Below are 26,852 nucleotides of genomic sequence, written 5' to 3'. Positions count from 1 at the left end.
TCGCCGCCGCTGCAACAATCCAGCGGTTCCCGATGCACACTGTCTGACCCGGCCCCCTCGCTGCACGCCGTCTACTCGGCCGCGAAGAAATCGACGAGGTACTCCGCGATCGCCAGCGCCGAGGTGGCCCCGGGCGAGGGCGCATTCCGGACGAACATCGTGGCTCCCGCGCGATCGATGACGAAGTCATCGACCAGGGTTCCATCCCGGTTCATCGCCTGAGCCCGGATTCCGCGGGTGGCTCGGTGCCCGCCGGCTCCGTCGAGTGCGGGCACGTAGCGAGCGGCTTCGGCGACGAATTTTTCGATCGAGAACACACCGCCTATCTCGCGGGCGGCCGTTGCCATGTTGCCGGCTGCGAATTTCCAGAATCCCGGGTCAGTCGCGACGGCGAGGGAGTCGGGCACGTTGAGACCAAGTCCCTTGTATCCTTCCCTGGAGAAGGACAGGAAAGCATTGGGGCCGATCATCAGGCCGCCATCGATGCGGCGAGTCACGTGGACGCCGAGGAAGGGGTATTTCGGATCTGGGACGGGGTAGATGAGGCCGTTGACGACGTCGCTGAAGCTCGGCTCGAGGATGAAGTATTGGCCGAAGAACGGCACGACACTTGGGTTCCTGCCCTCGCCTGAGCGTGCGGCCAGTCGGTCCGCTTGCAGTCCGGCGCAGGTGATGACCTGGTCGTATTCCTGAGAGTCGAAATTCGAATGGACGATCGCAGTGCTGCCGGCGCTCCCACTGCGCGCCTCGATCCTCTTCACCTCTGTGGAGAATCGGACCCGGCCACCGCCGCGGCGGAAGTCTGCGACGAGGGCTTCGGTCAGGCCCTGGTAGTCGATGATTCCGGTGTGTGGTGAGTGCAGTGCTGCCACGCCTTCGGCATTCGGCTCCACCTCGAGCAGTCCGTCGCGGTCCAGAAGTTCGACATCGGGGACACCGTTCGCTCGTGCGCGAGCATGGATCCCGTCTAGCCGCTCCACTTCGACATCATTGGTCGCGACGACGACCTTTCCACACTCTTCGAACGCGACATCGTGTTCGCGCGCGAAGTCAAGCAGCAAAGAGACACCACGGCGGCAGAGCAGTGCTTTGAGACTTCCGGGCTCATAGTAGAGACCTGCATGAACGACCCCAGAATTGTGGCCGGTCTGATGCGCTGCGGGCCGGTCCTCCTTCTCATACAAAGTCACGTCTGCACCGTCGTGCTTCTGGATCAGCCCTCGAGCCACGGCGGATCCGATAATTCCCGCGCCGATGACGGCGAAACGCTTCTTCACGCCCACACTTCAACCCCTTAGTCTGCTGCTGCGGATGGTCCGAGACTATTGCACTTTTGCACAACCTGCATAAAGGTCTCGTTGGCAGCAGTCAGCGGGCAGCCATCCTGTCGGGGACTGTCCGCCTGTTCACACGGTCACAGTCCCCGTCCGGCCTCCCAAGGTTCTTCCGAGGCCCCAGTGATCAGTGCGTTGACGGACATGGCCTGCGCATCGGTGAACGAGGCGATGTAGTCGACGACCGCGCGGGCCCGCCCCAGTCGGACGATGGCACTGGCTCCCTCTTCACCGAGGCTGGCCGGATCCCTGTCGTAGAGTTCCTGGTACTCCTCGGTGGCGGCCTCGACCGAATCGAGCAGGCGGCGAGGGATCGTGGTCGCCTCGTCGGGGTCTCGCAGCCATTCGTGGAAGCCCTCCACGAGCGAGGCGATGATCCTCGTCTGCCCACGCTGGTAGACGGCGAGGTCAGAGCGTTCGAGCACGAACCTCGAGTGGACGAACTTCAGCACCACCACGTCGTGCCAGGCGGTGTCTGACAGACGCACATGCCCGCTGCGGATATGCGGTTCGGAGTCGACGACGATGGAGGCCTTGAGCCGATCGATCCACCGCCTGGTGAACGCGGTCACGGCCCGGTCCGCCTCCAGTCCCCCGTCATAGGGCACGGCCAGCAGACCCTCGACAAGATCCCGGTTGACCCGCTGCACCGACTGCCGGAACGCATCTTCGTCGGCGATCCACGGGTCCTTCTCCTGAACGTGGCGCCACATCGACTCGAGCGCATGGCCCGGCCTGCGACGGTCCAACTCCGTGTCGTGCAGCCCGGCAAGCTCGCGGCAATCGCTGAGCCACCGGGTCATCTCGGCGGAGACGCTGGTGTACTGAAGAATGTTCGACCGGTAGAAGTCGTCAAGGTCATGGACCGCATAGGCGATGTCATCGGCGACATCCATCACCGCACACTCCAGCGTCTGCTGGTGCCGGCCCATGCGCGGGAACACCGACAGCGCATCGTGCATCTCGGCGGTCTCGGTCATGTAGGCAGAGAACTTCATCGCCCCCTGCGACACCTCGTCGCCGACTCCCCTGGGCATTTCGGCCGAGCTCAGTCGCTGATGCTGGGTCCAATCGCTGCGCGCCCACGGGTACTTCAGCACCGCGGCCTTGACCGCCCGGGTGAGATTGAGCCCCCGCGCCGTGGCGTCACAGCTGTCCAGAGCAGTGAGGATGCGGAACGTCTGCGCATTTCCCTCGAAGCCGTCGGGCAGGCGCAGCACCGACCGCGAGACACGATCGAGTTCCTTCTCGCCGAGGTGGCCGAACGGAGGATGGCCCATATCGTGGGCTGCGGCGGCAGCCTGGACCACGACCGGATCGCACCCCCCGAGTTCCTCAAGCAGTGAACGGGTGCGTTCGTCGGAGTTGTTCAAGGTGATGGCGATCGAACGGGCCACGGCAGAGACCTTGAGCGAATGCGTCAGCCGGTTATGGATGACGGTGCCCGAACCCACCTGCGGGATGACCTGGGTGACGGCGGCCAGCCGTGAGAAGAAGGGGGAGAATCGGATCCGCTCGATATCGACACGGAATTCGTCCTCGCCGGGTTGACCCGCCTCGGCGACGTCACGGGTGCGTCCACCGTCGTTGTGAAGTTTCAGTCTCTCCGTCATGATGGCCTCCAGCCTACAGAATCGCCGACCCTACGCGGCATAACAAGTGGCCTTTGGCTATCATGGAGTGTTTCGCCTTCTCCGGCACCACTGACTATTCAGGAGACTCTCCGCATGGCCACACCGAAAAATGACGTCGACGCATGGGCAGCAACCCTCGCCCGGGGGCAGTCCGTTCCCTTCCTGTTCTCCCGCGGCAAGACAGTGGGGCTCATCATCGTCTGCCTGGTCTTCGTGTTCATCGGCCTCCTCATGGCAGGCAGCGATAGCCTTGCGTGGACGATCATCGGCTGGGTCGCCGTCGTCTTCTTCCTGCTCGGGTGCGTCGTTCAGGTTCGCAGGCTCTTCACCCGCGTTCCCGGCTTGACAGTCTCCCCCGAGGGAATCGCCATGAAGACCGCCAAGGCCGGGGTCGTCCCCTGGTCGGAGATCCTCGAGATCCATCCGGTGAAACAGGCCTCGAATGTGTACATCCAGATGGTCATCACCACCGAAGAGGCTGACCGGCAGGCGGCTGCCGGCCTCGGCGTCGGAAAGCTCGCGACCGAGGACGGCGATTTGAAATTGGTGCTGTGGGCCCCCAACGGCTTGGCTGTGCGCAAACCCGAGCTGTGCTTTTGGCTCGAACAGGAACGCGAAGCACGTGCCACCGTGTGAGTGACCACCGAATGACATGACAGAACGGCCCGCACGATGACGTCAGTCCACGCGCTTGAAGGTATTGCGGCCGGTGAACGCCAACCACAGTCCGCCTGCGATCATGACCACGCTGGCGACCGCCATGACGACATCGCTGACACTGGTGATCCCGTCTTCCTTCAGCACAAGACCAACGGCGAGCGCACCGGCAAGTCCGAACACGGTCACAGCGGCTCCTATGACCTTCAGTGTGAAGGCACTTCGCCCCCGCACGATGAGGAGCAAGTATGCGCCGAGAAGGCCCAGCGACCCGATGCCCGCTAAGACCTTGAAGGTCTCTTTGCCTGGATCGCTGGGCGCGGTGACCAGACAGAAGACGCCCAGACCTCCGAGCATCGTCACTGGAATACCGATGAGGAACGTCAGATTTTCGACGGTGGTGACGAAGGTATGCAGCGGGTCGTGGACGGTGACTTCCTCGACGGGGGCCCCTACCTGGGTGATGCTCACGGGTTCTGAGTCCCGCTGCCGCTCGGCCCGCTTGAGTCTGCGTTCGTGTCTGATGTGGACGGTGATCGTGAAGATCGGCCACGCAATGAGAAGCAGGAATCCGACGCTGCCCAGAGCAACGCCGAAACCGTGGAGATAGTCGATCATTGCTCCGCCGATGATGACCAGCAGCCCACCGGGGAAGAACATGCACACCAGTTGTCCCCTGAACGTCACTCGTCCACCACGATCCCTTCAGTACTGTGTCCCTCTGTCGAGCGACCTCGCACAATGCTAACCGCACTGCCCACCTGACCGTGGAACTGGAGCACTACAGGCAGAGCGCCGGCCCGCATCCTTGAGACTTGCATCACAGTGGCGTACGGTCATAAGCACTACAGGAGGTGAGACCGATGACTGGAGTCAACGACGATTTCTATCAGCCCGGGACCCATCCAGGCGACATCATCGACGTCTGGGATGAGGAAGCCGGCGAGATGGTCAAGCACATGATCGTCCTCGACGAGTTCGGAAACGGCACCAAGACTCGTCCCCTCTACGAGGACGAGAAAGAGGAAGTCGAAGACGCTTCAAACAGCTGATTGATCAGCAGCTCAGCCAGGGAGCGAGGCCCCTGTCAGGGACCAAAGCACCTAGGGGTGGACCGCCCGAGTCTCACCCGTCGCTACTCAGGCTCACGTCGGCGCCTTCAGCGGACAGTGCCGGGATCTCGATGGTTGCGCCCATGATCGACTCATATGTCTCAGTGCCTTCAGACTTCGCAACAAACGTGATGATGTCGTCTTCCAGAAGCTTCGTATCGGAGGCGGGGCTGATCGTGAGAAGAACGGTGTCTTCCCAGAAGTTCATCGTGTAACCGGGCTCCTTGGTGACATTGACCCGATACACTCCGGCGCCGACGTCCTGAACGATCTCGCCCTCGAAGGTGAAGAACTCGCCCTGCAGAGAACTTCCCGCACGAAACAGCTCCTCATATGAGATGGACGATGCCGACTCCTTGGCCTTCTTCTCCTGCTCGGCAGCCCGCTCATCCGCTTCGATCTGCTTCTTTGCCCAGAAGCTGTCGTGGACTTCCTGATCAGCACTGTCGAGGATCTCAGCTGCCGCCTTCATCTCAGATGCAGCGCCATCCATGGCCTCGACCTCAGCATCCAGCTCGTCGACGGAACTGCCCACAGCATCGAAGTCGCCTCGGCTTGCATATGTGTCGAGGACTTCTTGCGCAGCAGTATGCTCACTGGAGAGGTCCTCGACGAGGGAAGCCTCTTCAACATCCTCTGCTTCAGTGGTGTCCAATGTGTCCTGGGCGTCGGCAAGCCGCTTCGACAGCCGGTCCTGCTCCGACTCATAATCGTCAAAGCTGGACTGGTAGCCGTCCCTGGCCGCCTCGACGGCAGCCCGATGTTCTCCATACATGTTGAGTCCGATGACTGCCACGACGCCCACCAACAGCACCGTTACGAAGCTCGCGAGAGAGATCGTGACCCACCTCGGCATTCCCAGCAGTTTCTTGCGATGCGGCCGACCTGCCGGTGCTGACGGATAGTGAGGAAGGTCGCGAGGAGGCTGAGGAGGATATGAGGGAAGCGGTGGAATATCTGACACTTCTGGCCTTCCGGGAGAGAGAACGAGAACCGAGGAGATCTCGAATTCGTACCCCGGAACAACACCCCTAGTTTACGAACCGTGGATTGGCGACTCAAACCAGGAGCGTCGATGTCGCTGATTCGTTATAAATATTGAATGGTGAACTACCAGTGCCCACCGAACAGGAGAACGTCACCGACGTCGATCGTCTCCATCACCGGTGTCGACCGACCAGTATCAATGTGCCGGTCTGGCCGGTATGCCTCCACTCACCACCACGCACGCACGGTCTCGGTGGGACCGTCGACCTCGGTGAAACCCGCGTCTACGACGCTCACGGGTCGATTCGTCTTCACCCACTCCGCCTTCGTCGGTGTGACCACGCGCAGATCGAATCCTGCTTCGCGCCACCGTTGGCGAATCTCGGCGGGCATCTGCTCGTAGGCCAGTTGTGCGCCGTGACCGCACTGTGCCGCAGCCTTCCCCGTCGTCAGCATCACCAGCGGTGAGAGCTCGATCGTCACAATGGCCTGATCGGCGGTGACCGACGTGCCGCCCTCATCGGGGAACTCGGTACCGCCCACCTGCAGCTTCTTCAGCTCCTTCGGCAGGGGTTCGACAGGCCCGGGTGGGAACACGAGCGCCTCCGCCGGACCGAATTCTTCTGTGCCTCCGAAGGTCACCGACACGCAGCCAAGGGCCCGTGCATCCTCGAGCTTCTGACCGTCTCCGCGGCGAACGACCTTGCGGATGGCGCCGTCGCGCCAGTACTCGACCGCTTCGTACCACTGGCCCTCCGGTTGCGTCCGGGGGTCGTCGAGGAAGGTGACTACGGCTCGGGCGGTGGCTTCGACGACGTCGATGTGGCGGGCGATGTTCGTCTTCGACCGCCGAACCACGATCGGCAGGGACCACGGAACCTCATGGTCATACTCGTGTCTGCGCATGTGGACGGTCATGGTGACTATGCTAGCCACTGATCCCGTGCGTTCAGATCAGTTCTGCCTGCTCCCGGGCAAAGTTCAGGTTCTCAGTCGCAAATACGAGGTCACTTTGGGATTTGATTCCAAGTGCGTCAAGACGTTCCAGGTCAATGGTGTTGTCGAGCATCTCGAACTTATTCAGCACACCGGATAGTTCCAAAGCAATCTTGGTGCGGATGCACTTGCTGCACTGCCCGCAGTTGTAATCGCCCTTTTTCTGAAAGCAGATTCGCAAATGCTGTTGGGCTGATGGATTGTCGGAGATCCTCTGCGTCTTTTCCACGCGCGTGGCTTCTGCGCCATCGTGGACGACTTTCAAATACTCTGTCGACCACAGCGGGTCAAACAAGGGATGGCTCCCCCACGGATACTGATCGGCGTAGGAGTAGGTCGCCGGGAGGCGATACCGGAGTGTCCCCGACGGGGTGATTTCGGACAGGCGGGCTCTCACGACAACCTCGTCACCCTCATGCTTGAGCTCTGGAGTCTGAATCATAACCATAGAAGCATTTGACAGAATGCCGAGCACGGCTGTTCGTGCCAGCTGCCTGGTAGTCGGACCAAGCTGTTCGCAATCCATTGAAAACCGGGCCAAGAACGAGACCGGTCAGCAAGATTCCTTGACCATCCGATGAGCGTAGCCACCTATGAACTTGGTACGACGGTAGGTTTGAACTGCGAGTATCCGCCGATGAAAGCAGCCCATCATTCCTCACCTTCCTTCCGACGATGACCTCGCTGCGGCCCTCATCGCCACGATCCCTGATGACATCGTCGATGCGATGTCTGCCCAGATGAAAGATGTGCTCGCAGTCCAAGCCGCGCGTGTCGAATTCTGCCGACAGGCCGGCGAAGATGCCGCGCAATCAATCGCGAGCCAGTCCGACACTCCAGGCCACCTGGAAGAGACCCGTGCGGAGTACCGTGCCGAACGCTCCTACTGGAACGAGGGCGGGCCGACGATGGCCCGCACCGTCGATGACACCATCTCCACTGCCGGAGTCGACGTGTCCGTTCGGCTCCACCATCCCAACGCCGAGGCTGGCCTGCCTGGCATCGTGTTCCTCCACGGTGGCGGATTCACTGTTGGCGACCTCGACACCCACGACCGAATCATGCGCGTCCTCGCCCATACCAGCGGAGCAGCCGTCATCGGCGTCGACTATTCCCTTTCCCCCGAGGCGAAGTTCCCCCAGGCGCTGCACGAAAGCGCAGGCGTCGTCGACTGTCTTGTTCGCCGCGGCAAGGAGTACGGCATAGACGGTTCTCGCCTTGCGATCGCTGGGGACTCCGCGGGGGCAATGCTCACGGTGTCCGCTGCCGTTCTGCTCCGCGACGCCCCGGAGCGAATCGGGGCGTTGCCCGAAAGCTTCTCAGCAGTGAAGGCCCTGATGTCGTTCTACGGAGGTCATGGGCTCACCGATTCGGCTAGTCGGAGGATGTTCGGCGGAAGCTGGGACGGCATGGGCGCCGACGACCTCGGCAGCATCATGTCCGACTATTTCGCATCGACCGGAGACGCCAGGTCGCCCGCCTATGACCATCTCGGCGCTGACCTCGCGGGCCTGCCGCCGGTCTTCGTCGCTGCGGCAGGTCTCGATCCGCTCCGTGATGACAGCCGTGCATTGGCGGTGAGGCTGAGACGTGCAGGTAACGACACGGTCTTCGAAGAATACCCACATGTGCTGCATTCGTTCCTCCATTTCGCCCGCATCCTCGACGACGCCACGGATGTGCTGACAACCACGGCAGCTTTCGCCGCCGAACGACTGCAGCCGCAACGGTAACCCATCCTGGCCGGCCGCCCCCTGCGCATTCGCCGGCCACACTGTTCGACCAGGGGCCCAGATTCGATACGCCGAGCAGTAACTTGGTCATACTCCATTGATTTCAACTGCGAATGTTCGATGGGTTCGTGCAACTGCACCAACTCAGAGGGGCTGAACTCTGATCACAGAAGTTCGGGTCCGGGCCTTGTCGAAAAACATCGAGGTGTACCCACCTGGAGTAAGAAGAGCCATCAATTCCCGGTGAACTGTGCGTATTCTTCTCCCGCGTTCAGCTGTCCTTTGAAGCAAAGTGATCGTCGGAGAACAGTAGATCTCGCCCTCTGACGCTGACGAACAGATCCGGTTCCATCGGCGGATCCTCGGGGGCTTTCACGAGCACCGACACGTCACCCGTCACCTCCAGGATCACCGCTCCGACTTGGTCATAACGGGTCACGCCAGCTAGTCGAAGTTTCGACCGTAGGTCACTGCGCGTCATCTGAGCAATTGTCAGATGTTCCGATAGCACTTCGCTTCCGCTCATCAGTACCAGTGGGCTATTGTCCACGAGCCGTCTTGGCCCGCGATAACGTCGTACCGTTGCCGTCACCCATTGGATGGCGAACAGGACTGCTAGACCGACGACTCCAACCAGGAGGGGAGTGCTGCTGCTCAGCGCTGTGGTGGCCAGCATGGAGCCGATGGCCACAGTTGCGGCCATGTCGAAGTTCGTCATCTGTGAGAAGGACCGCAGACCGGCGATCCTAGAGAATAAGATCAGCGCTAGATAGATACCGACCGTAGAAATCGCAACAACGACGAGCGTCTGCCACGTCGCACCAAGGTCGCTGACAATAATTGGGAACACCTGCTCTTGGTCGGAACGAACCGAGGCGAAATCTTCGCCCTGGATAATGTACTTGCTTTACGGGATCCTGACGGCGGTGACGGGTAAGAACACCGCGTCACAGCTGGATAGCGCGCAGCAGCGTGTTGGCGAGGGCTTCGAAGTTGTGACGTGTTGTCCATCTATGAGTGCCGCACCCACGATGACCGACTTTACGTGCCGAACTCCGAAGTACGCCAACGGTCGTGCCTGCGGTCATCAACGTCATCGCGACATTCCTCGTCATCGTCACGTTCATGCTGGCGAACCGTATCGAAGGCAACGCCGCAACAGGTGCGTTGTGACAGGGGCCGCGCAACAGAGGCTTAGTGACAATGGACGCAAAAGCGAGCTGCGCTACGAGGATCGTCTGCCGTCGGGCGGCACGGCTGGATGCCTCACATAGGTTTTCCCAGCTGCGGGCCCGGGAGGGCGCGGACTTCGGACCGTTTCCGCCCCCACACGCCTGCGACAAACCGCCGACGTCGAACCGGCACCTCTGAGGCATGTATGCTGGTAATACCTGCGAACCCGTCCTCGGGTTCCCTGCGTCGACAGTACGCCTCGTCTCAGCAGCCGTGAATGATTTCCGGCGCATGATTCTGAAGCCGTTTCCTCTCGGCGATCGAGAGCGCCAAACGGCGTTCCCACACCTTGACCGGAAGCGGCTCCCGTCACCATTTGGTGGCATCGATGAGTTCTCCGGCATGTCGAAGGGCTATTCCATTACTCCCCCACATGACTCCAGCACCAATCACGTCTCCTCCTCCACGAGGCAGAGACGACCATCCACGCCGAAGGCCACGAGCCCCGAGCCGAGGAATGCCGTCGCGGACAAGACAGATGCCGCTCCCGTCACCTTCACCGAGCTCGGTGTTCCCTCTGCTTTGACCGATCGCCTTCGTGCGGAGGGCAAGACCGAGGCCTTCCCCATCCAGCAGGACACTCTTCCGGACACACTTTCCGGCCGGGACGTGCTGGGCAGAGGCAAGACCGGCTCCGGCAAAACACTCGCCTTCGCCATTCCTATGGTGACGCGTCTGTCAGAGTCCGAATCTGCCGGCCGGAAGAAGGGCCGCCTACCACGGGGCCTCATCCTGGCACCCACACGTGAACTCGCAACTCAGATCACCAACGTGGTCGAACCGCTGGCCCAGGCCTACGGAATGTCGACCACAACCATCTTCGGCGGAGTGAAGCAGAAGCGCCAGGAGATCGCCCTCAATGCAGGCGTCGACATCGTCGTCGCCTGCCCGGGACGGCTAGAGGACCTGCTCCAGCAGGGCCTGGTCTCCCTGGACAACATCGAAGTCACAGTCCTCGACGAGGCCGACCACATGGCCGACCTGGGTTTCCTGCCCGGTGTCACCCGCATCCTGGCACGGACTCCGGAAAACGGCCAGCGGATGTTCTTCTCCGCCACCTTGGACAACGGCGTGGACAAACTGGTGCGCCGGTTCCTCCACAACGAGGTCCACCACTCCGTGGACGATCCCAATTCCCACGTCTCGGCCATGACGCACCACGTCTTCGAGGCTGCCGATGAGGACAAGAACGATCTCATCCAGCGACTGGCCTCCGGCACCGGGCGCCGCATCCTCTTCACCCGCACCAAGCACCGAGCGAAGAAATTCGCCCGGCAGCTCACCGCTCAGGGCATTCCCGCCGTGGATCTTCACGGCAACCTGTCCCAGGGGGCACGAGATCGCAACCTCGCAGCATTCAGCGAAGGGAACGTGCGCGTGCTCGTCGCCACAGACGTCGCCGCCCGAGGAGTGCACGTCGACTCCGTCGAACTCGTGGTCCACGTGGATCCGCCCACCGAGCACAAGGCCTACCTGCACCGCTCGGGCCGCACAGCACGCGCCGGCAGCTCCGGCGACGTGGTGACGATCATGCTGCCGAGCGAGAGCAAGGACACGAGGGTGCTGCTGCGCAAGGCCGCCATCAAGGTGACTCCGCAGAAGGTCACGGCCGATTCCCCCGCAGTGGCCGAACTTGTCGGCGAGATCGCTGACTACGTGGCCCCGCAGCCCAAAGAAACGACAGAGCCGGCACAGGGACAGAAACGCTCATCTGCCGGGCGACGCAGCGGAGGACGCCGGGGAGGCCGCGGCGGAGAGAACCGACGCGGTGGTGAAAGCAGCCGCAGTGGAGACAACAGCCGCGGCGGAGAGAAGACCCGGTCCGGCCAATCAGGCAGCCGCACCGCCAGGAGCGCTCCGGGCGGTCGCTCGGCCGGGAACGGCCAAGAGGGACGCCCATCTGCGAACGGCCGAGGCGGCCGTTCAGGTGCAGGCGCTGGAGGCAACCGCCGCAGCGAAGGCACTCGCGTCAGCAGTGGCAGCCGACGCGGATCCGACGGACGGGGCACGAGCGCCGAGACTCGCAATCGCCGCCGCAGCCAAGGCAGTTCGGCCGGTTCGCGTACGGTCTACTCAAGCAACAGCTGATCTGACCGAGCTCGGCAGGCGAGGAACAGACCGCACCGACGGTTTGGCCTCGCCTGCCGGGAACTCATAGAGCCTGGGCGTGCTTCAGCGCCAACGCTGCCAGGCAGCCTGCCGGCTGACATCGGCGATCTCGGCCACTCGTGCCCAGGAATTGTGCTCGGCGAGTATCCGTGCGCTTGTGCCGAGTGCCTCTCCGACCTCGGTGGAGAGTCCGATGAGCGCCGAGAATGCGGCCGGGTCGTGCGAGTGGGCAAGATCGTGGATCGCCTGGCTTGCGGTGGCGCTGAGTTCCGCCACGGTGCCGGCGACGGCTTCGATCGGGTCGGACCCCGTGCCATCTGCGTCGGAGGCCGAGCCTTCGGGCCTGCTCACGCCGATGGGGTCCGGGGTGCCTTCGTCGAGTGCCACGATGATCATCTCCTCTGTAGAGGTGAGGCTGCGGGTCCAGCTTCGGGAGTGCCAGCGGTATTCGACCTCGCCGCGCAGGGGCCGATACACGGCAGTGTACAGGGTTCCGAATGCGTTGTCGTAGTCGCTGCTGAAGACTCCCGGACCGAGCATCGCGTCGGCCATCTCCTCGACGTCGCACCCGTCCTCTACTGCCTCGGTGAGTATATTCTTGCGCTCGACGCTGCGGAAGCGACGTGCGTGCTCGGGATATTCCGGACTGTGCCCTCGATGGTTCGTCGCGACTGGATCCTGGGTGACTTCCGGGGCCATCCCGGGACCGACGTAGGCCGTCACAGCATTCCCCTTGGTGTCGAGCAGGGTGAGGTTGTAGTACATCGAAACCGGTATGCCTTCGAGCCGGCGGAGTGCTTCGGGCACGTCACCTGCGACTTCGAGGAGGAAGCGCACGACCAAGGGAGCGGCGAATCCGTCGCCGTCGCCCGGACGCCCGCCGAAGGCCAGTGAGACGGCCAAACCGTCCTCATTCATCCCGTCGAGCAGTCCCCAGAGACAGTCCGAGGTCCCGATCACCCGGCGCGAGCCGTAGCGGGTTGAACTGTGGACCTGTTCGAACAGTTCGAGCCCATAGTCGTAGTTGCGCAGAAGCGCCGGCTCCGGCGAGCGCAGAGCAACCTGGGAACAACCAGGCAGAAACTTGGGTGGGTTCCACAGGGTGAGCATTCTGGCGGCAGTCTCATCGCCATCAGCGAGTTCGACCAGCCGCCGCCAGGTGGGGACGAGCTCGGGCATGTAGTGGCACAGCTTGCCCTCCGCGGTCGCAAGGTCCGGACGGGCCCAATCACCGTCGCGCACATACCACGCGCGGTAGCCCGGCCAAACGGTGTCGAACAGTTCCTTCCAACGAGCTGAGGGACGGTCTTCGGTGATTGCGTAGAAATTGAATGAAGTCATGCGTCAAGGTTACGTTGACACTTTTTCATTTGTCAATGAAAACTTGACATAGACTTCAGTGTGCCTGGGTGCCAGGGCGCCAGTCAGGCAACGCCGAGTTGCTCTTGAGCCGGTCCGACGCCCGCCGAGAACGAACGAGCCGACTTCAGAACTTCGGCACGTCCGCGATCATCGTGCGCGTGTACTCGTGCTTCGGGGCCTCCAGAACCTGGGCAGTCGGCCCGTAGTCGACGATTGTGCCCTTGTTGAGCACAGCGAGGTTGTCCGCGATATGGCGCGAGAGCGCAATGTTGTGCGTGACGAACAGCATCGCCAGCTGGTGTTCCTTGCGCAACGTGCGCAGCAGCCCGATGATCGAGGCCTGCACGCTGACGTCGAGCGCTGAGGTGATCTCATCGCAGACCAGCACCGAGGGCTGGTTGACCAATGCTCTGGCGATCGCGGCTCTCTGCCGCTCACCACCGGACAGGTCACCTGGCCGACGGTGATAGAAGCTGCGCCCCAGACGCACAGAGTCCAAGGCTTCTTCGACCTTCGCCTTCCGGCTCGCGGCAGTGCCCTCACCGCTCATCTCCAGGGGAACGGTCAGCGATTGACCGATCGACCGGCGCGGGTTAAGGGAAGAGAACGGGGACTGGAACACGTACTGAATGCCGACCCGCTGCTCGTTCGTCCGCTTCCGCGTCGACTTCGCCAGCTCCTGACCGCGCAGCCGCACGGAACCGGAGTAGTCATCGTTGAGCCCGGCGACACAGCGGGACAGAGTCGTCTTGCCCGACCCTGATTCCCCCAACAGCAGCGTGCAATCGCCAGGTTCCAGCGTGAGGTTGATCCCGTCGAGGATCTGCGCCTTCCCGTAGGCCAGTGCCACATCCGTGACCTGCAGCAACGGTGCACTCGCCGAGGCGGCTGCACCGCCCGCGGAATCCGCAGACCCCAGCGCCTGCGCAGCTTCGCTCGAGTCCTCAGACTTCGGCTCCTTGTCCGAGACCAGAATGTGCGTGGCCTTGGATTCGGGCTCCGGTTCCGCTGCCGCACCTTCGCCGATGGTCTTGCGACCGGCAAGGTCCGGCACTGCGGACATGAGCATCTTCGTGTACTCGTGCTGCGGGTCCTGGAGCACGGACTCCACCGGGCCCTCTTCGACGAGGTCACCGCGCAGCATCACTGCCACCCGGTCGGAGATGTCCTTGATCACCGCAAGGTCGTGGGTGATGTAGAGACCGGCGACATTGTTCGCCACAGTCATCTGCCGAATCGTATCGAGGACGACTGCCTGCGTGGACACGTCGAGACCGGTCGTGGGTTCGTCGAGGATGAGCACATCGGGGTACATGGCAAAGGCCATGGCGATGCCGATGCGCTGCTGCTGACCGCCGGAGAGCTGATGCGGCCACCGCTTCTGATAGGCCTTGTCACCGGACAGTCCGACATCGACGAGCACCGCCGCCACCCGCTCGGAGCGTTCGGCTTCAGAGGATCCGAACTTGTGGATGTCGAGGACCTCACGGATCTGCTCCCCCACTCGCATCGCAGGATTGAGCGAGAGTGCAGGGTCCTGCGGGATATAGGCGATGCGCGATCCACGCAGGGACCGCACGGCCACCTCGTCGAGTTCGACCACCTCGACGGCCGTGTCATCTCCACGCGGCCACAGGCTCACGGAGCCGGAGGCGAATTTCAGGCCCTCTCGGAAGTGGCCCATGCAGGCCAGGCCTGCCGTGGTCTTACCCGATCCCGACTCCCCCACGAGGCCGAGGATCTCGCCGCGACTGAGTGCGAAGTTCACTCCATGGAGGATCTCGTCGCCGGCGTTCGTCGCGATCTTCAGATCGGTCACGCGCAGGACGATCTTCTCGTTGGGCAGGTTCGCATCATCATGGCGGACGGTGGTTGTCTCGGTGGTCATCATGCCTCCACTGAAGTCGATGCGGTGGCCCTGGCGAAGGAGTCCGCGAGCAGGTTGGTGCCGATGGTCAGCAGCGCGATGGCGATCACCGGCAGCAGCACACCCCAGGGTTGGATGCTCAGCGCGATCCGGTTCTCGTTGATCATCAGACCCCAGTCAGCCGCGGGCGGCTGCAGGCCCAGTCCCAGGAATGACAGGGACGCGATGTAGCCGATCGAGTAGGTCAGGCGCAGCCCGGCCTCAACGCTCAGCGGGCCGGTGATGTTGGGCAGCAGCTCTCGCAGGAGCACCTTCCACCGCGGCATCGCATACATCTCCGCGGCGAGGATGTAGTCCTCGGTGATGACGCCCAGGGTTGCCGAGCGTGCGACTCGGGCGATGCGTGGGGCGTGGGTGACGCCGATGACGGTCACCAGAACCCACCCTTGTGGTCCCAGTACTGTGATGGCCAGCAGCGCGAACACCAGCTGTGGGACGGCGAGGATGACGTCGTTGAGACGCATGACGATGGCGTCGAAGGTCCCGCCCACATAGGCGGCGAGCATCCCGATGATCGCGCCCAGAATCATGCCCAGGGCCGTGGCGAGCACCGAGTACACGATGAGGGTGAGTCCACCGGCGAAGAACCGGGAGAGCACATCGCGGCCGAGGTTGTCTGATCCGAAGAGCCCATGTGGGCTGAAGGGCTTGGCAACGAATTCGGTCGCCGTGTTGCCGGTCGCCCACGGCAGCAGCAGTGGTCCGCAGAAGGCCAGGAGGAGAACGATGATGGTCAGGACCAGACCGATCTTGCCCTGTTTCTGTGCCAGCACGCGCTTGAAGAACGGGGTGTAGGTGGTCTGTGATTCCTTGGGCACCTCACCACCGTCGACGGCGGCGGATTTGAGGTCGTCGAGGCTATTCGTGTTCGTGCTCATGCTGCACTCCTCAGCTTCGGGTTGGTGAGGATGCCGACGATGTCAGCAGCCAGGTTAACCACAACGTAGACAGCGGCGACGAGCATGGAGATCGCCTGCACGACCTGCACGTCGCGGTAGGTCACCGCGTCGATGAGTGCTTGGCCCAGCCCCGGATAGCGGAACAGGAACTCGACGACGACCACGCCGCCGGCCAGCCACGCCAACTGGATGGCTACGACCTGGGCGACTGGTCCCAGCGCATGAGGCACTGCATGGCGCATGATGACACGCGTCTCGGGAACGCCCTTGAGCCTGGCCATCTCCACGAAACCGGAGTCGAGGACTTCGATCATCGTCGCGCGCATCATCCGCACAATGTAGGGGGTGACGACGAGGATGAGGGTCAGGGTGGGCAGGATGAGCTGCTCGGGTCGGCCCCACACTGGTTCGCCCGGCGGAGCCAGGGTCACGGCCGGCAGGATCTGGAAGACCGAGGTCGCGAAGATCGCGATGAGGCCGATGCCGATGACGAACTCGGGCATGGCTGCGAAGACGAGGCTGAGGCCCGTCATGGCCTGGTCACGTCGGCCGCCGCGGTGCAGTGCCTGGTAGACGCCCAAGCCGATGCCCAAAGGCACCGAGATGATAGCGGCTGCGGCCATGAGGATGAACGAGTTTCCGACTCGGTCGCCGAGAAGCTCCGCGACGGAACCGCCGCTGGCTGTCGAGGTGCCGAAGTCGCCGACGAAGAGGCCGCCCAGCCAGGAGAAGTAGCGTTGCCAGGCGGGCTGGTTGAGACCCAGCTGTTCGTTCAGGGCTGCGATGCGCTCCGGGGTGGCCTGCTGGCCCAGGATCGCACGGGCGGCGTCGCCGGGCAGCAGCAGGGTGGCGCCGAAGACGATGAGTGAGACCGCGAGGAGGATGAAGGCGGAGAGAATCAGCCTGCGTCCGATGACTTTTGCAAACATGTCAGACCTTTCCGATCCATACGCGATCGAGACGCCAGCCGCTCAGCGGGCGGCCGGTGGCGTTGGGTACGAGGCCTCCGACGTATTTCTGATAGGCGTCGACCTGGTTGGCGTAGCCCCAGATGATATAGCCGCCTTCGTCGTAGAGGACCTTCTGAGCTTCGTGCTCGAGGTTCTTGCGATCGGCGCTGTCGGGAATGCCGCGGGCCTTCTGGACGATCTTCGTGAAGTCAGCGTCGTCCCAATGGGTCTCGTTGAACGGGGACTCGTCCATCGAACACGACACGCACTGCGGCAGGAAGTCGCGGGTGTACCAGAAGTCCTGGGCGAAGTCCCACGACAGGTATTCGTCGCCGAAGAACGTCGTCGCGTCGACCTTGCGGATCTTGACCCGGATGCCTGCCTCGGCGGCTTGTTGGGCGAAGACCTGGGCGGCTTCGACGACACCGGATTGGATGGGGGCGGTGACGAGTTCGACCTCGAGGCCATCGGGGTAGCCCGCCTCGGCGAGGAGTTTCTTGGCCTTCGGGATGTCCTGCTTGCGCTGTGGGAAGTCGGGAAAGTTCTCACTCAGGGGCCCGAACATGTCGTTGCCCACGGTGCCGAAGCCGGAGAGGACCTGTTCGATCATCTGATCGCGGTCGACGACGAGACGGAAGGCCTGGCGGACCCTGACGTCGTCGAAGGGCGGCCGGTCGACGCGCATTGTGAACGGCAGCCACATACCGGTCTTCGAGTTGAGGATGTTCATGCGCTCGTCGGCGCCGATGACCTCGACCAGGGCCAGCGGGATCTGGGCGATTGCGTCGACCTGGCTGGAGAGCAGGGCGTTGATGAGGGCATCGGAGTCGTTGAAGTTGAGGATGGCGGCCTCATCGAGGAACCCTCCGTCCTTGCGCCAGTAGTAGTCGTTGCGTTCCATCACCGTCGACTGGCCCGGGTCATGGGATTTGAGCTTGAACGGTCCCGAGCACACGGGGTTCTTCGGGTCGTAATCGCTTGGCACGATTCCCGTCGTGTATTCGGAGACAGAGTCGTTGAGGAGGCCGTTGGGCTCGGAGAGGCGGAATTCGACGGTGCGTTTGCCGGTGGCCACGACCTTGTCGAGCATCGTGAAGCTTGCCGCTGCCGCCTTCGGGTCGTCGGGGTCGTTGATCCTCTCGAAGCTGAAGACCACATCATCGGGAGTGATGTCTCGACCGTCGGAGAACTTCGCGCCTTCGCGGATGGTCGCCGTCCACACGGTGGCATCACCGTTGGGTTCGAAGGACTCGGCGAGCTCCGGTTGGATCTTGTAGTCGTCGGTGCGGGAGAGCAGGCAGTTGTAGAGGTTGACGGTGCGGGCGATGTCGCCGCTGTTGACCGGGATGTGGGCGTCGACGGTGTCAGCGGCGTTGCCTCCCGTGACGCCCGCGCGCAAGGTCCCGCCCTTGACGGGCTTGCCGGCGTCGAGCGAGGCTCCGGTGGCCGTGCCGCAGGCGCTGAGGCCTACGATCGCGCTCACCGACAGCCCTGCGCCCAGCGCTTGTCTTCGGTTCGGTGTTCTCATTCTTCCTCTTCCTGCGGCTCCAGGTCTTCGCGGCGGACTGTCTCAACGGGTGGGCTCACGTCAGGTTCCTACGGGGGTGAGGATGTGGGCGACGAGGTAGTCCTCGAGCATGCGCAGCGCTTCGTCGTCGGTCACCGCCATCTGGCGGGTGCTGCGGGCCACGCCCAGGCCGTCGATGAAGATGGACAGGGACTTGACCATGAGCACGGTGTTGCCCATGCGGATCGTTCCCCGGCGTTGGCCGGCGAGGATGACCCCGGTGATCATGTCCAGCCATTCGGTGTAGACGGCGGTGAGGTTGAGGCGGGTGTGCTCGTCGGCGGCAGCACGAGCCCAGCTCTGGATCCAGATCGACCACACACGGCGGACCTTGTCGTCGACGCCGGCGTAGATGCGGGCGAAGTGGCGCAGGGCAGCGACGGGATCCGCAGGATCGTGGAGGTCACGGGCGCCGGCGATGATGTCGAGAGAGTGCCGCAGGGCGGCCTGAAGCAGCTGGGTCTTCGTCCGGAAGTGGTAGTTGATCGCCGAGGCGCTGAGCCCGCACGCGTTCGCGACGTCTTCAGTGCGGACGTTGTCGATGCCGCGGTCGGCGTAGAGCTCCCACGCGGCGGCGATGATCTTCTGTCGGTTACGGGTGCCTTTCGACATCCAGGCCGACGCTGGGCGATCGGCCGGATCCGGCAGGGATCCGATATCCCCCAGGAGATCCGATCGGATGCCGGCTGCTGCGGGATCGTCCGTCGGTTGGGGCAGAAAGTGCGAAACAACCCGGCGCCGAGGCGGCCCCACCGACCGTCCGGTCGTGAGCCAGTCCGTGGTGACGTTTGTCAGGGCCGCGATGGAGGAGATCTCCTCGACGCGGAACTTCCGTGTTCCGGCCAGTGATTTTGAGAGTTTGCTCGGTTCGATACCGATATTGCGGGCGACTTCGCTGTGGTTGATCCCAGCGGCCCGGATCGCGTCGCGGACGCGGTTGGCCAGGGACAATTGACTGCTGTCTGCACCTTCGCTCGCCTCGCCCACTTCCTCAGTATCCACAGGAGTTGCGATTTTGGCAAGAGTTACTTGGGTTTTGAGTAGTTTTTCGCAACAGTGCGTCATTCCGGATCGATGCGCGGTTCGCGGGCACAGCTATTGATGAACTTCGGTGCGTTGCGGCGATCATCTGCCCTCGCCGAGGATAGACTCCGAGGCAACAGGACCACGACTGCAGCGTTGCAATTGCTGGTTTGTCCGCACTTTGAGGAGGAAGTCACCTTGTGGCTCTCACCGAAAGCAGCACGCTCTGCAATTGCGAGGCGACTGACACCGAAGCTCAAGCTCCGGATTTCGAAACTGCGCCACGGCGAACTTGCCTGGCAGCGATCGATCAACACCCGCCCTATTCGACCCGCGCACCGCATCAATGATGTCTACGACGCCCGTTCTGCACAGGCGTCCAGCTTGGCAGATGTGCGCCGCGCCTTGGAGCAGTTCGAGGTCGACTTCGTCGAGCTGCCGGAGCCAAGTGCCTTCACCCCATTCGTCGTCGTTCCCGCCGCTCAGACCGAGGCGGCGCTGTCTGCGATCGCTCGTGGACTACTCGCCCCGAATGCCGAGGAGTCATGGAGCCTGAAGCTGCTCGACTCTGCTGGAGTCTCGGTCAGCCCCGGGCAGGGGGAGAAGGACCCGAGCAGGATCGCCGCCGCCCGGTGCCTGCGTCACTGCGTCGCGTTCAACGGCAGAGAGCTGAGCACTCCGAGAGAAGCAGTGACCGTTGAGTTCTGGGACAGGCTCGAACCAGACGTCCCGCGCGCGGATGGTGCGGTCCATCTTCCCGGCACTCTGCGTCGCAAACTCACCGGGCATGATCTGTCGCTCGACTACATCGAACCCGCCGTCTGGCAGCATGCGCTCACCAATGGCTCGCTGCTGCGCCTGCCCGCTCCGCACCTGAAGGTGCTGCATGAGCCGGTCGACATCGTCTATACCTGGGTGGACGGTGCGGATCCCGCATGGCTGCGCAGGATGCGAAACGCACGCGGACAGGTCGACCTCAACTTCACCGAGCCCAGCGCGCTGGCTGATTCACGGTTCACCAACAGGGACGAGCTGAAATATTCACTGCGGTCGCTGGAATACTACGCGTCGTGGGCACGGCACATCTTCATCGTCACCGACGACCAGGTTCCTCCGTGGCTGAACGTCAGTCACCCGCAGCTCACGGTTGTCGACCACCGTGACATCTTCACCGACCCCACCGTCCTGCCGGTCTTCAACTCTCACGCGATCGAGTCCCAGCTCCATCACATCGCGGGCCTGAGTGATCGGTATCTGTACCTCAATGACGACTGCTTCTTCCTTCGCCCCTCCGATCCGGAACTCTTCTACACCGGCAGCGGTTTGGCGAAGCACTTTCCCTCGGTCGTTCCGTTGGACATTGACGGATGGTCGCCACGTGATCTGCCGATCATCTCGGCGGCGAAGCAAGGACGCGACTATCTGCTCGACAAGTACGGACGAACCGTGACGCATCGGTTCAAGCACACGCCGCACGCGCAGCTGCGACCCGTCCTCGAGGCCATGGAGCGAGAGGAGCCTGCCCTGTTCGCTCAGGTGGCGGCCTCTCCGTTCCGCTCCCCCATCGATTTCTCCATCCCCTCATCGCTGCATCATTTCGATGCGTATGCGCGGGGCAAGTCCGTCGAGGGCGACATCGGGTACCAGTTCGTAGATCTGTCTCGGGAGGATTTGGAACTACAGCTCGGAAGGATTGCCCGGCGAACCGATCTCGATGTCTGCTGCCTCAATGAGACGTATATTCCGCAGGAGAAGCAAGCCTCGATCGAGACGGCAGTGCGGAGCTTCTTCGATGACCGATTCCCTGTTCCCTCGAGCTTCGAACTGCCTTCGCCTGATCGCAGCTCTCAGCTGGCCGGCACCGGAAGCCGAGACCGGACTGCGGTCGACGTGGTCTGATGCAATTCGGAAGAAAGTAGGACACTATGCGAAACGGACTGGGCGCAACCCTCGTGGGCCTGGCCAAACCGGTGATCATCAGAGCATCGGGAGAGCAGAGATATCTCAGACTGCGTCGGTCGGGTCTCAAGGCCCTCAGGACAGTGAACCGACGCCGAGGCCAAATGCAGAGGCGGCGGTCGGAGAAGAACGGGTTCGCTCTCACCGAGGAGATCGGTCGACATGGAGACCTCCTCCACGAACTCGTCGACACGATGTCGCCGCCGCAGGCTGCGCAGAAGAATTTCGACTTCGTTGCCGACGCTTTCGACGCACGAGACATCGAGTGGTGGCTGGTCGAGGACTATTCCGGTCACGGATATCGCATCGGCGTCCGAGACGAGTCGAAGGCTCTGGTCGCGTCGGCTCTGATGTTCCCCAGCGCTTCGACTCCCGCCTACGTCAAGTCACAACAGTCGACTGCGGTCGCCCTCGCAGAAGTGAAAGGCCTCTGCGAAGATCCTGACGTCCGAATCATCACCGTTGTATCTCCGAAGAAGGTCAGGGACACCAACTGGGCGTTCGGATTTCGGTACGGATGCACGATCGAGTTCTGGACGAAGACCGCCACGGAGTCGCGAGTGATCATCGAGGCGCCCACGGAGAACCGGGCGGCGAAGTTGATGTCCGAAGACGAGTTCACACTCCAATCGGCAAGCACCGAGGCAGGGAGATCGTGCCGTGTCCCTTCAGTGCTCAACCGAACCATGCTTGAAGACATCACGTTCCCGATCGACGCCGTCTACACCTGGGTCGATGGCGCAGACCCCGAGTGGATCGAGTCCAAACGCAGACTCGAGGCTCACCTGTCTGGCAGCGAATACCATCCCGAAGCGAATCATGAGGCCCGCTTCGAATCCAAAGACGAGCTGAAATACTCCCTGCGTTCGGTGGAGTACTTCGCCCCCTGGTTCCGTCGCATCTACATCGTCACGTCCGGACAGGTTCCATCATGGCTCAATCTGGATCATCCAAAGCTTCGGATGATCAGCCACAGCGATATCTACGACGCTGCCGACCACCTGCCGACGTTCAATAGCAATTCGATCATCTCGCGACTCCATCACATCCCCGACCTCAGCGAGCACTACGTCTACCTCAATGACGATGTGATGCTGGGAAAGCCGGTTCGCCCTCAGGACTTCTTCCTGCCCACCGGGCTGGCCAAAGTCTTTCCGTCGAGGAATCACCGCCCTTTCGGCGCACCCACAGCCGAAGACGGTCCGCACTTCAATCTGACCCGGAATATCCGTAGTCTGCTCGAATCCGAATTCGGAGTCACTGTGACACGGGCGATCAAGCACACACCGTATCCCATGCTCAAAAGCGTCCAGTTCGAAATGGAAGACAGATTCCACGATGCTTTCGAACGCACATGGTCGAGCCGCTTCCGGCATCACAATGACATCGTCTCCGATCAGCTGCATCATTATTACGCGCAGATCGTCGGGAAAGCCGTGGCGACTTCGATCAGCTACCGGTACATCAACATCCGAGATCAGAGCCATCGGTGGATCATGCGAGACACACTGCGGCTGAGGGACCGGTCAACGATGTGCCTCAATGACGCACCGATGGATGATGTGGAGCCCCTCCCCGATGATGAGGTCGCTCATTTTCTGGAGTCGTATTTCCCATGCAAAAGCTCCTTCGAGGTCTAGGTTAAGACTTCGGCGGCACCGCCTGTAAAACTTGACCATGACGCTAAACCCTGCGCCCATCGCTCACGCTCCGTTCAGTCATGTCCGGATAGAATGACAAGTGATACCGACTGCCTGGAGCAGCTGCTCACCGAATGACCATCATCGAAAGGCCCACCTTGAAGAACCTGATTCGCAACACGGCTCTGGCAGCCGTGAGATCGTCTGCGTGGAAGAACACCAGCAGGTGGATACGCGGATCAGAGCGCTGGGACCGACTCGAAGCAGAGTACGACGGAAGTTACGTCAAAGCAGAAGTCGTCGTCTATTTCGGAGACACTCGGTCCAAGTTCTACCAGTTGGAACAGTGGATACCTGTCCTCGAAGAACTTGATCGGCACCACAAGGTGGCGATCGTTCTCCGCAAGCCCTCGGCATTGCTTGAAGCCATCGAAGTCACACACCTTCCGCTTGTACTCAAACGCAAGTTCGATCCCCTGCATACCTTTTACCATGCGAACAGTTTCAAGCTTGCCCTCTATGTCAATAACGGGATGACGAATTTCCAGTCGCTCGGATATGCGCCGATGGTGCATGTTCATGTCAATCATGGAGAATCCGACAAACTGAGCATGGTTTCGAATCAGGCGAAGTCGTACGACAAAGTCTTCGTAGCCGGCGATGCCGCCATCGAACGGCACCGGAAAGCGCTCTTGGACTTTGACGAAAGAGCACTGATCAAGGTAGGACGGCCTCAGCTCGACATCATTCGACCGTTGGAGCTCGAACCCACTTCAGCCCGAACGATCATGTACGCGCCCACTTGGGAGGGCGAGAACGACTCCAACAACTACACATCGGTTGATGTCTACGGACCTCAGATCATCGAATCCGCACTTGCGCTGCCGAACACACGGGTGATCTACAAACCACATCCCCGCGTCGAGTCGTCGAAAGACACTCAGATGCAGGCGGCCAACACTCGCATTCTCGATTTGCTCGAGGAGGCGAATCAACGCATCGACGTAGCAGCTGAACCGCATCAGGTCCTGATGCAGGGCGACATCCTTGCAATGTTCGATGCCGTCGATATGCTCATCACAGATGTCTCGAGTGTCGGGCTCGACTTCCTCTATCTGTGCCCGCAAAAACCTCTCGTTCTCACCGATCGGCGAAACGACGAATCGATTCTGAACGAGGAAGCTCCGATCAGCCGAGCAACCCCGGTCATCGATTCGACGACGGTCAAGCACGCTTTCGACATGTTCGAACGAGCTTTGAACAAAGATGAAAAAGCGGATGCTCGGCAGCTTCTGCGCACCTTCTACTTCGGGGAAGGCAGCAGGGGCACCTCAACGAAACTGTTCACTGCAGCAATTTCGGATCTGATTGCCCACCGAGAATCGGATCTCGTCGGCTTCCATGACACGAGCACAAACGCCGAATCAACAGAGTGACATAGGAGGGCTATAGATTGCCCACCGCATTGCAATCTGTGGCGCGCGTATTGATTAAAATTCAATACATCGACAACGCGACGAGAAACAATGCTGGCACTCCGCGTACGCTGTGCAATTTTCACCTTTGCACCTAACGTAACCAGTCTCAAGCATGAGTTCCACATGAAAAAACGGCTCTTCACTATAGATTTTGTGGACTAGTTAGTCTGACTTCTCGAAGGATGTGGCGGTCTCTACCAAACGGATCGATGATGGTCTTGTGGTCGGGTCTGACTCATGGCTCTTCTGACACCCCGCTGTCTGGGGGTTGTCCTGTTTACGACGTGTCGACTGGCTCGGCTCACTGTAATAAGTGCAGCCCAGCAGGCCGTCATGTCCTGATAGGAGTCTGGCGTGTCCCCGATAGTGAACTGACTGACGCCGGCTGAGCTGCGCACCCGAGAACTCGAAAAGAAGAGGCGCAGTTCCCATGATGAACGATGAGCAGGTTAAGGTCTACGGCGGGATCGACACGCACGCGGACACACATCACCTCGCGGTGATCGACCAAGCCGGACGCCGGCTGGCTGATGCCCAAATACCGACTACCGTGACTGGATACCAGGCAGCATTGCGGTTCTTGGGTTCCTGGCCTGGATTGGTCAGCGTGGGCATCGAATGCACCGGCTCCTATGGAGCCGCGGTCACCCGAGTTGTGCGGGAGGCAGGCATCACAGTGTTCGAGGTGAATCGACCTAACCGGTTCGACCGGCGACTCCACGGCAAGAGCGATCCCTTCGATGCTTATTCCGCCGCTGAAGCTGTGCTGGGTGGCCGAGTCAGCGCGGCGCCCAAGGGTGGGGACGGGCTGGTGGAGTCGCTACGAGTACTACGGACCTCAAGGTCCTCGGCGCTACAGGCCCGGACTGCGACGATCAATCAGATTAAGGGGATGCTGATCACAGCCCCAGAGGATCTACGTACGCGTTACAAGGGCATGTCGACCCCCAAACTGATTGCAGCACTGGCGGCATCGCGACCCACACCGACACCGGTCACCGCCGCCGAAGCCACGGCCTACAGCCTGCGGCTGCTGGCCAGGCGCTGGCAAGCACTGACCGGGCAGATAGAGGACTTGGCTGGGCACCTGCAGCGACTACTAGACGACCACGCCCCGACCTGATGAGGGTCTTCGGCTGCGGCCGAGATACCATCGCGCAACTGTTGATCACCGCCGGGGACAACCCTGATCGGCTACGTTCAGAAGCCGCGTTCGCAGCACTGGCCGGGGTCTGCCCAATCCCAGCATCGTCGGGTAAGACTAAACGCCACCGACTCAACCGCGTGAGCTTCCCCGCAAGTCGTGGACACGTGAACCACGTCACGCAGCCTGCGTAGACGCTTCCTCCTGAACCGGACCAGCACTCTGGCCAGCCCGGAACTTCTCCTCAAACTCCACCGGCGGAACCATCCCCAACGCCGAGTGCAACCTCCGCCGGTTATAGACCACCTCGATCCACCGAGCGACTTCCCGCATCACCTCAGCCCGAGTCTGCCAGACTCGCCGCTCGAAGAACTCAGTCTTCAATGACGACCAGAACGACTCCGACATCGCGTTATCCCAACACACTCCAGTCCGCCCAACAGACTGCTTGAGCCCCAGCTCGATAGACGCCTGATGCAACTGCGCCGACGTGTACTGCGCTCCTTTGTCGGCATGAAAAATGACGTCACCTGGAACCATTTCGCGCAGCGTATGAGCCATCCTCAACGCCCGCTCGACGAGGTCGGAATCCTGCCTGGAATCCATCGCCCAACCAAGCACTCGACGTGAGCACCCATGGTCAAGTCCCTTTTCGTGGTGTTCTTCGGTAGTTCCTTTAACTTGGTATTAAGCAGCGGGGTCGGGCTACGAATCACGCGGTCAGCGGCATCACCACCCCGACCGGGTCGACCTCGGTCTGCCCATGCAACACCGTCACGAGTTTGCGCATCGAGATCTCCGACAAATAGCGTCGCTCACCGTACTGCCATTCCTCGTGCTGTTCCTGCAACACGGCCCCGATCAACCGAGTCACCGACTCCCGGTTCGGAAAGATCTGAACGACATCAGCACGGCGTTTGATCTCCCGGTTCAACCGCTCGATCGGGTTATTCGACCAGATCTTCTGCCAATGCTCCCGCGGCATAGACGCGAACGCCGTCAAGTCCGGTAGCGCAGCATCGAGCATGTCGGCGATGGCGGGAAACGACGCCCGCAGACTCTCAGCGACTTGCTTGTACTGGGCAATGACGGACTCGGCTGTGGTCTG

23 protein-coding genes and 1 pseudogene are annotated in these 26,852 nt (G+C 61.7%); 9 read left to right on the top strand and 15 right to left on the bottom strand.

The genetic code is table 11. The annotated features are described in order from the left end of the window. Nucleotides 1-71: 71 nt before the first annotated feature. Together lhgO and BANT918_RS14130 are read right to left on the bottom strand one after the other, a co-directional pair. The gene (lhgO, locus tag BANT918_RS14135) at nucleotides 72-1,277 is read right to left on the bottom strand and encodes an L-2-hydroxyglutarate oxidase (RefSeq protein WP_366632961.1); all 1,206 of its coding nucleotides are present in this window, start codon (nucleotides 1,275-1,277) and stop codon (nucleotides 72-74) included. A gap of 137 nt (nucleotides 1,278-1,414) precedes the next feature. Then, nucleotides 1,415-2,947, bottom strand: a complete 1,533-nt coding sequence (locus tag BANT918_RS14130) for a deoxyguanosinetriphosphate triphosphohydrolase family protein (RefSeq protein WP_101620860.1) — start codon at nucleotides 2,945-2,947, stop codon at nucleotides 1,415-1,417. Nucleotides 2,948-3,061: 114 nt separating this feature from the next. Between BANT918_RS14130 and BANT918_RS14125 the strand changes: the two genes are divergently transcribed. Next, the gene (locus BANT918_RS14125; RefSeq protein ID WP_101620859.1) at nucleotides 3,062-3,604 is read left to right on the top strand and encodes an STM3941 family protein; all 543 of its coding nucleotides are present in this window, start codon (nucleotides 3,062-3,064) and stop codon (nucleotides 3,602-3,604) included. A 42-nt stretch (nucleotides 3,605-3,646) separates the two neighbouring features. On the opposite strand, the gene BANT918_RS14120 is transcribed toward BANT918_RS14125, so the two are convergent. Further along, on the bottom strand, nucleotides 3,647-4,312 hold the full coding sequence (locus BANT918_RS14120; protein WP_145996993.1) for a hypothetical protein: 666 nt from the start codon (nucleotides 4,310-4,312) through the stop codon (nucleotides 3,647-3,649). Nucleotides 4,313-4,488: 176 nt separating this feature from the next. Here BANT918_RS14120 and BANT918_RS14115 point away from each other — a divergent pair, with 176 nt between their 5' ends. Continuing rightward, complete coding sequence (locus BANT918_RS14115) at nucleotides 4,489-4,677, top strand: hypothetical protein (protein WP_101620857.1); 189 nt, start codon at nucleotides 4,489-4,491, stop codon at nucleotides 4,675-4,677. A gap of 73 nt (nucleotides 4,678-4,750) precedes the next feature. Here the strand turns inward: BANT918_RS14115 and BANT918_RS14110 are convergent, their stop codons facing one another. The 3 genes from BANT918_RS14110 to BANT918_RS14100 all read right to left on the bottom strand — a co-directional run bounded on the left by BANT918_RS14110 (nucleotide 4,751) and on the right by BANT918_RS14100 (nucleotide 7,168). Then, nucleotides 4,751-5,593: a hypothetical protein gene (locus tag BANT918_RS14110; RefSeq protein WP_101620856.1), complete on the bottom strand. Its 843-nt coding sequence runs from the start codon at nucleotides 5,591-5,593 to the stop codon at nucleotides 4,751-4,753. Between the two features lie 359 nt (nucleotides 5,594-5,952). After that, nucleotides 5,953-6,642, bottom strand: a complete 690-nt coding sequence (locus BANT918_RS14105) for a peptidyl-tRNA hydrolase (RefSeq protein WP_101620855.1) — start codon at nucleotides 6,640-6,642, stop codon at nucleotides 5,953-5,955. Nucleotides 6,643-6,673: 31 nt separating this feature from the next. Next, nucleotides 6,674-7,168, bottom strand: a complete 495-nt coding sequence (locus BANT918_RS14100) for a hypothetical protein (protein WP_145996992.1) — start codon at nucleotides 7,166-7,168, stop codon at nucleotides 6,674-6,676. 280 nt (nucleotides 7,169-7,448) lie between these two features. On the opposite strand from BANT918_RS14100, the gene BANT918_RS14095 reads away from it, so the two are divergent. Further along, a complete protein-coding gene (locus tag BANT918_RS14095) occupies nucleotides 7,449-8,453 on the top strand; it encodes an alpha/beta hydrolase fold domain-containing protein (protein WP_101620853.1) in 1,005 nt (334 codons plus the stop codon). A 271-nt stretch (nucleotides 8,454-8,724) separates the two neighbouring features. Here the strand turns inward: BANT918_RS14095 and BANT918_RS14090 are convergent, their stop codons facing one another. Continuing rightward, a complete protein-coding gene (locus BANT918_RS14090; protein WP_208618122.1) occupies nucleotides 8,725-9,303 on the bottom strand; it encodes a DUF421 domain-containing protein in 579 nt (192 codons plus the stop codon). Between the two features lie 614 nt (nucleotides 9,304-9,917). On the opposite strand from BANT918_RS14090, the gene BANT918_RS14085 reads away from it, so the two are divergent. Beyond that, entirely contained in the window at nucleotides 9,918-11,774 is a 1,857-nt protein-coding gene (locus tag BANT918_RS14085; RefSeq protein ID WP_233430511.1) for a DEAD/DEAH box helicase, read from the top strand. Between the two features lie 84 nt (nucleotides 11,775-11,858). Here the strand turns inward: BANT918_RS14085 and BANT918_RS14080 are convergent, their stop codons facing one another. The 6 genes from BANT918_RS14080 to BANT918_RS14055 all read right to left on the bottom strand — a co-directional run bounded on the left by BANT918_RS14080 (nucleotide 11,859) and on the right by BANT918_RS14055 (nucleotide 19,502). After that, nucleotides 11,859-13,136, bottom strand: coding sequence for a C45 family autoproteolytic acyltransferase/hydolase (locus tag BANT918_RS14080; protein ID WP_101620852.1), 1,278 nt, complete (start codon nucleotides 13,134-13,136; stop codon nucleotides 11,859-11,861). A gap of 145 nt (nucleotides 13,137-13,281) precedes the next feature. Then, nucleotides 13,282-15,045 (bottom strand): ABC transporter ATP-binding protein, encoded by a 1,764-nt coding sequence (locus tag BANT918_RS14075; protein ID WP_208618121.1) that lies wholly within the window; start codon nucleotides 15,043-15,045, stop codon nucleotides 13,282-13,284. After that, a complete protein-coding gene (locus BANT918_RS14070) occupies nucleotides 15,045-15,962 on the bottom strand; it encodes an ABC transporter permease (RefSeq protein ID WP_205677275.1) in 918 nt (305 codons plus the stop codon). The genes BANT918_RS14075 and BANT918_RS14070 overlap by 1 nt, the downstream gene beginning before the upstream one ends. Beyond that, nucleotides 15,959-16,912 (bottom strand): ABC transporter permease, encoded by a 954-nt coding sequence (locus BANT918_RS14065; protein WP_101598752.1) that lies wholly within the window; start codon nucleotides 16,910-16,912, stop codon nucleotides 15,959-15,961. The genes BANT918_RS14070 and BANT918_RS14065 overlap by 4 nt, the downstream gene beginning before the upstream one ends. Nucleotide 16,913: 1 nt before the next feature. After that, entirely contained in the window at nucleotides 16,914-18,461 is a 1,548-nt protein-coding gene (locus BANT918_RS14060; protein ID WP_101620851.1) for an ABC transporter substrate-binding protein, read from the bottom strand. Nucleotides 18,462-18,521: 60 nt separating this feature from the next. After that, on the bottom strand, nucleotides 18,522-19,502 hold the full coding sequence (locus tag BANT918_RS14055; RefSeq protein ID WP_233430510.1) for a TetR family transcriptional regulator: 981 nt from the start codon (nucleotides 19,500-19,502) through the stop codon (nucleotides 18,522-18,524). A gap of 219 nt (nucleotides 19,503-19,721) precedes the next feature. Between BANT918_RS14055 and BANT918_RS14050 the strand changes: the two genes are divergently transcribed. The 5 genes from BANT918_RS14050 (at nucleotide 19,722) to BANT918_RS17800 (ending at nucleotide 25,938) form a co-directional block, all read left to right on the top strand. Then, on the top strand, nucleotides 19,722-21,422 hold the full coding sequence (locus BANT918_RS14050) for a stealth family protein (RefSeq protein WP_167389483.1): 1,701 nt from the start codon (nucleotides 19,722-19,724) through the stop codon (nucleotides 21,420-21,422). 26 nt (nucleotides 21,423-21,448) lie between these two features. Beyond that, the gene (locus BANT918_RS14045) at nucleotides 21,449-23,122 is read left to right on the top strand and encodes a stealth family protein (RefSeq protein WP_233430509.1); all 1,674 of its coding nucleotides are present in this window, start codon (nucleotides 21,449-21,451) and stop codon (nucleotides 23,120-23,122) included. A 134-nt stretch (nucleotides 23,123-23,256) separates the two neighbouring features. Further along, nucleotides 23,257-24,558 (top strand): CDP-glycerol glycerophosphotransferase family protein, encoded by a 1,302-nt coding sequence (locus BANT918_RS14040; protein WP_233430508.1) that lies wholly within the window; start codon nucleotides 23,257-23,259, stop codon nucleotides 24,556-24,558. 472 nt (nucleotides 24,559-25,030) lie between these two features. Then, nucleotides 25,031-25,723 carry an IS110 family transposase gene (locus BANT918_RS14035; RefSeq protein ID WP_233430506.1) on the top strand — a complete coding sequence of 231 codons (693 nt, stop codon included), beginning with the start codon at nucleotides 25,031-25,033 and terminating at the stop codon, nucleotides 25,721-25,723. Next, nucleotides 25,723-25,938 carry an IS110 family transposase gene (locus BANT918_RS17800; RefSeq protein WP_233430505.1) on the top strand — a complete coding sequence of 72 codons (216 nt, stop codon included), beginning with the start codon at nucleotides 25,723-25,725 and terminating at the stop codon, nucleotides 25,936-25,938. The genes BANT918_RS14035 and BANT918_RS17800 overlap by 1 nt, the downstream gene beginning before the upstream one ends. On the opposite strand, the pseudogene BANT918_RS14030 reads toward BANT918_RS17800, so the two are convergent. Further along, a pseudogene (locus BANT918_RS14030) lies at nucleotides 25,922-26,380 on the bottom strand (integrase core domain-containing protein); the annotation flags it as partial. The gene BANT918_RS17800 and the pseudogene BANT918_RS14030 overlap by 17 nt on opposite strands. 76 nt (nucleotides 26,381-26,456) lie before the next feature. Beyond that, on the bottom strand, nucleotides 26,457-26,852 hold a 396-nt coding region (locus BANT918_RS14025), incomplete at its 5' end, for a transposase (RefSeq protein ID WP_208618120.1).

Source organism: Brevibacterium antiquum CNRZ 918, from assembly GCF_900169145.1.
Classification (GTDB): Bacteria; Actinomycetota; Actinomycetes; order Actinomycetales; family Brevibacteriaceae; genus Brevibacterium; species Brevibacterium koreense.
The sequence above is the reverse complement of the archived record's forward strand: the minus strand, read 5'-3'. Positions and strand labels throughout refer to the sequence as shown.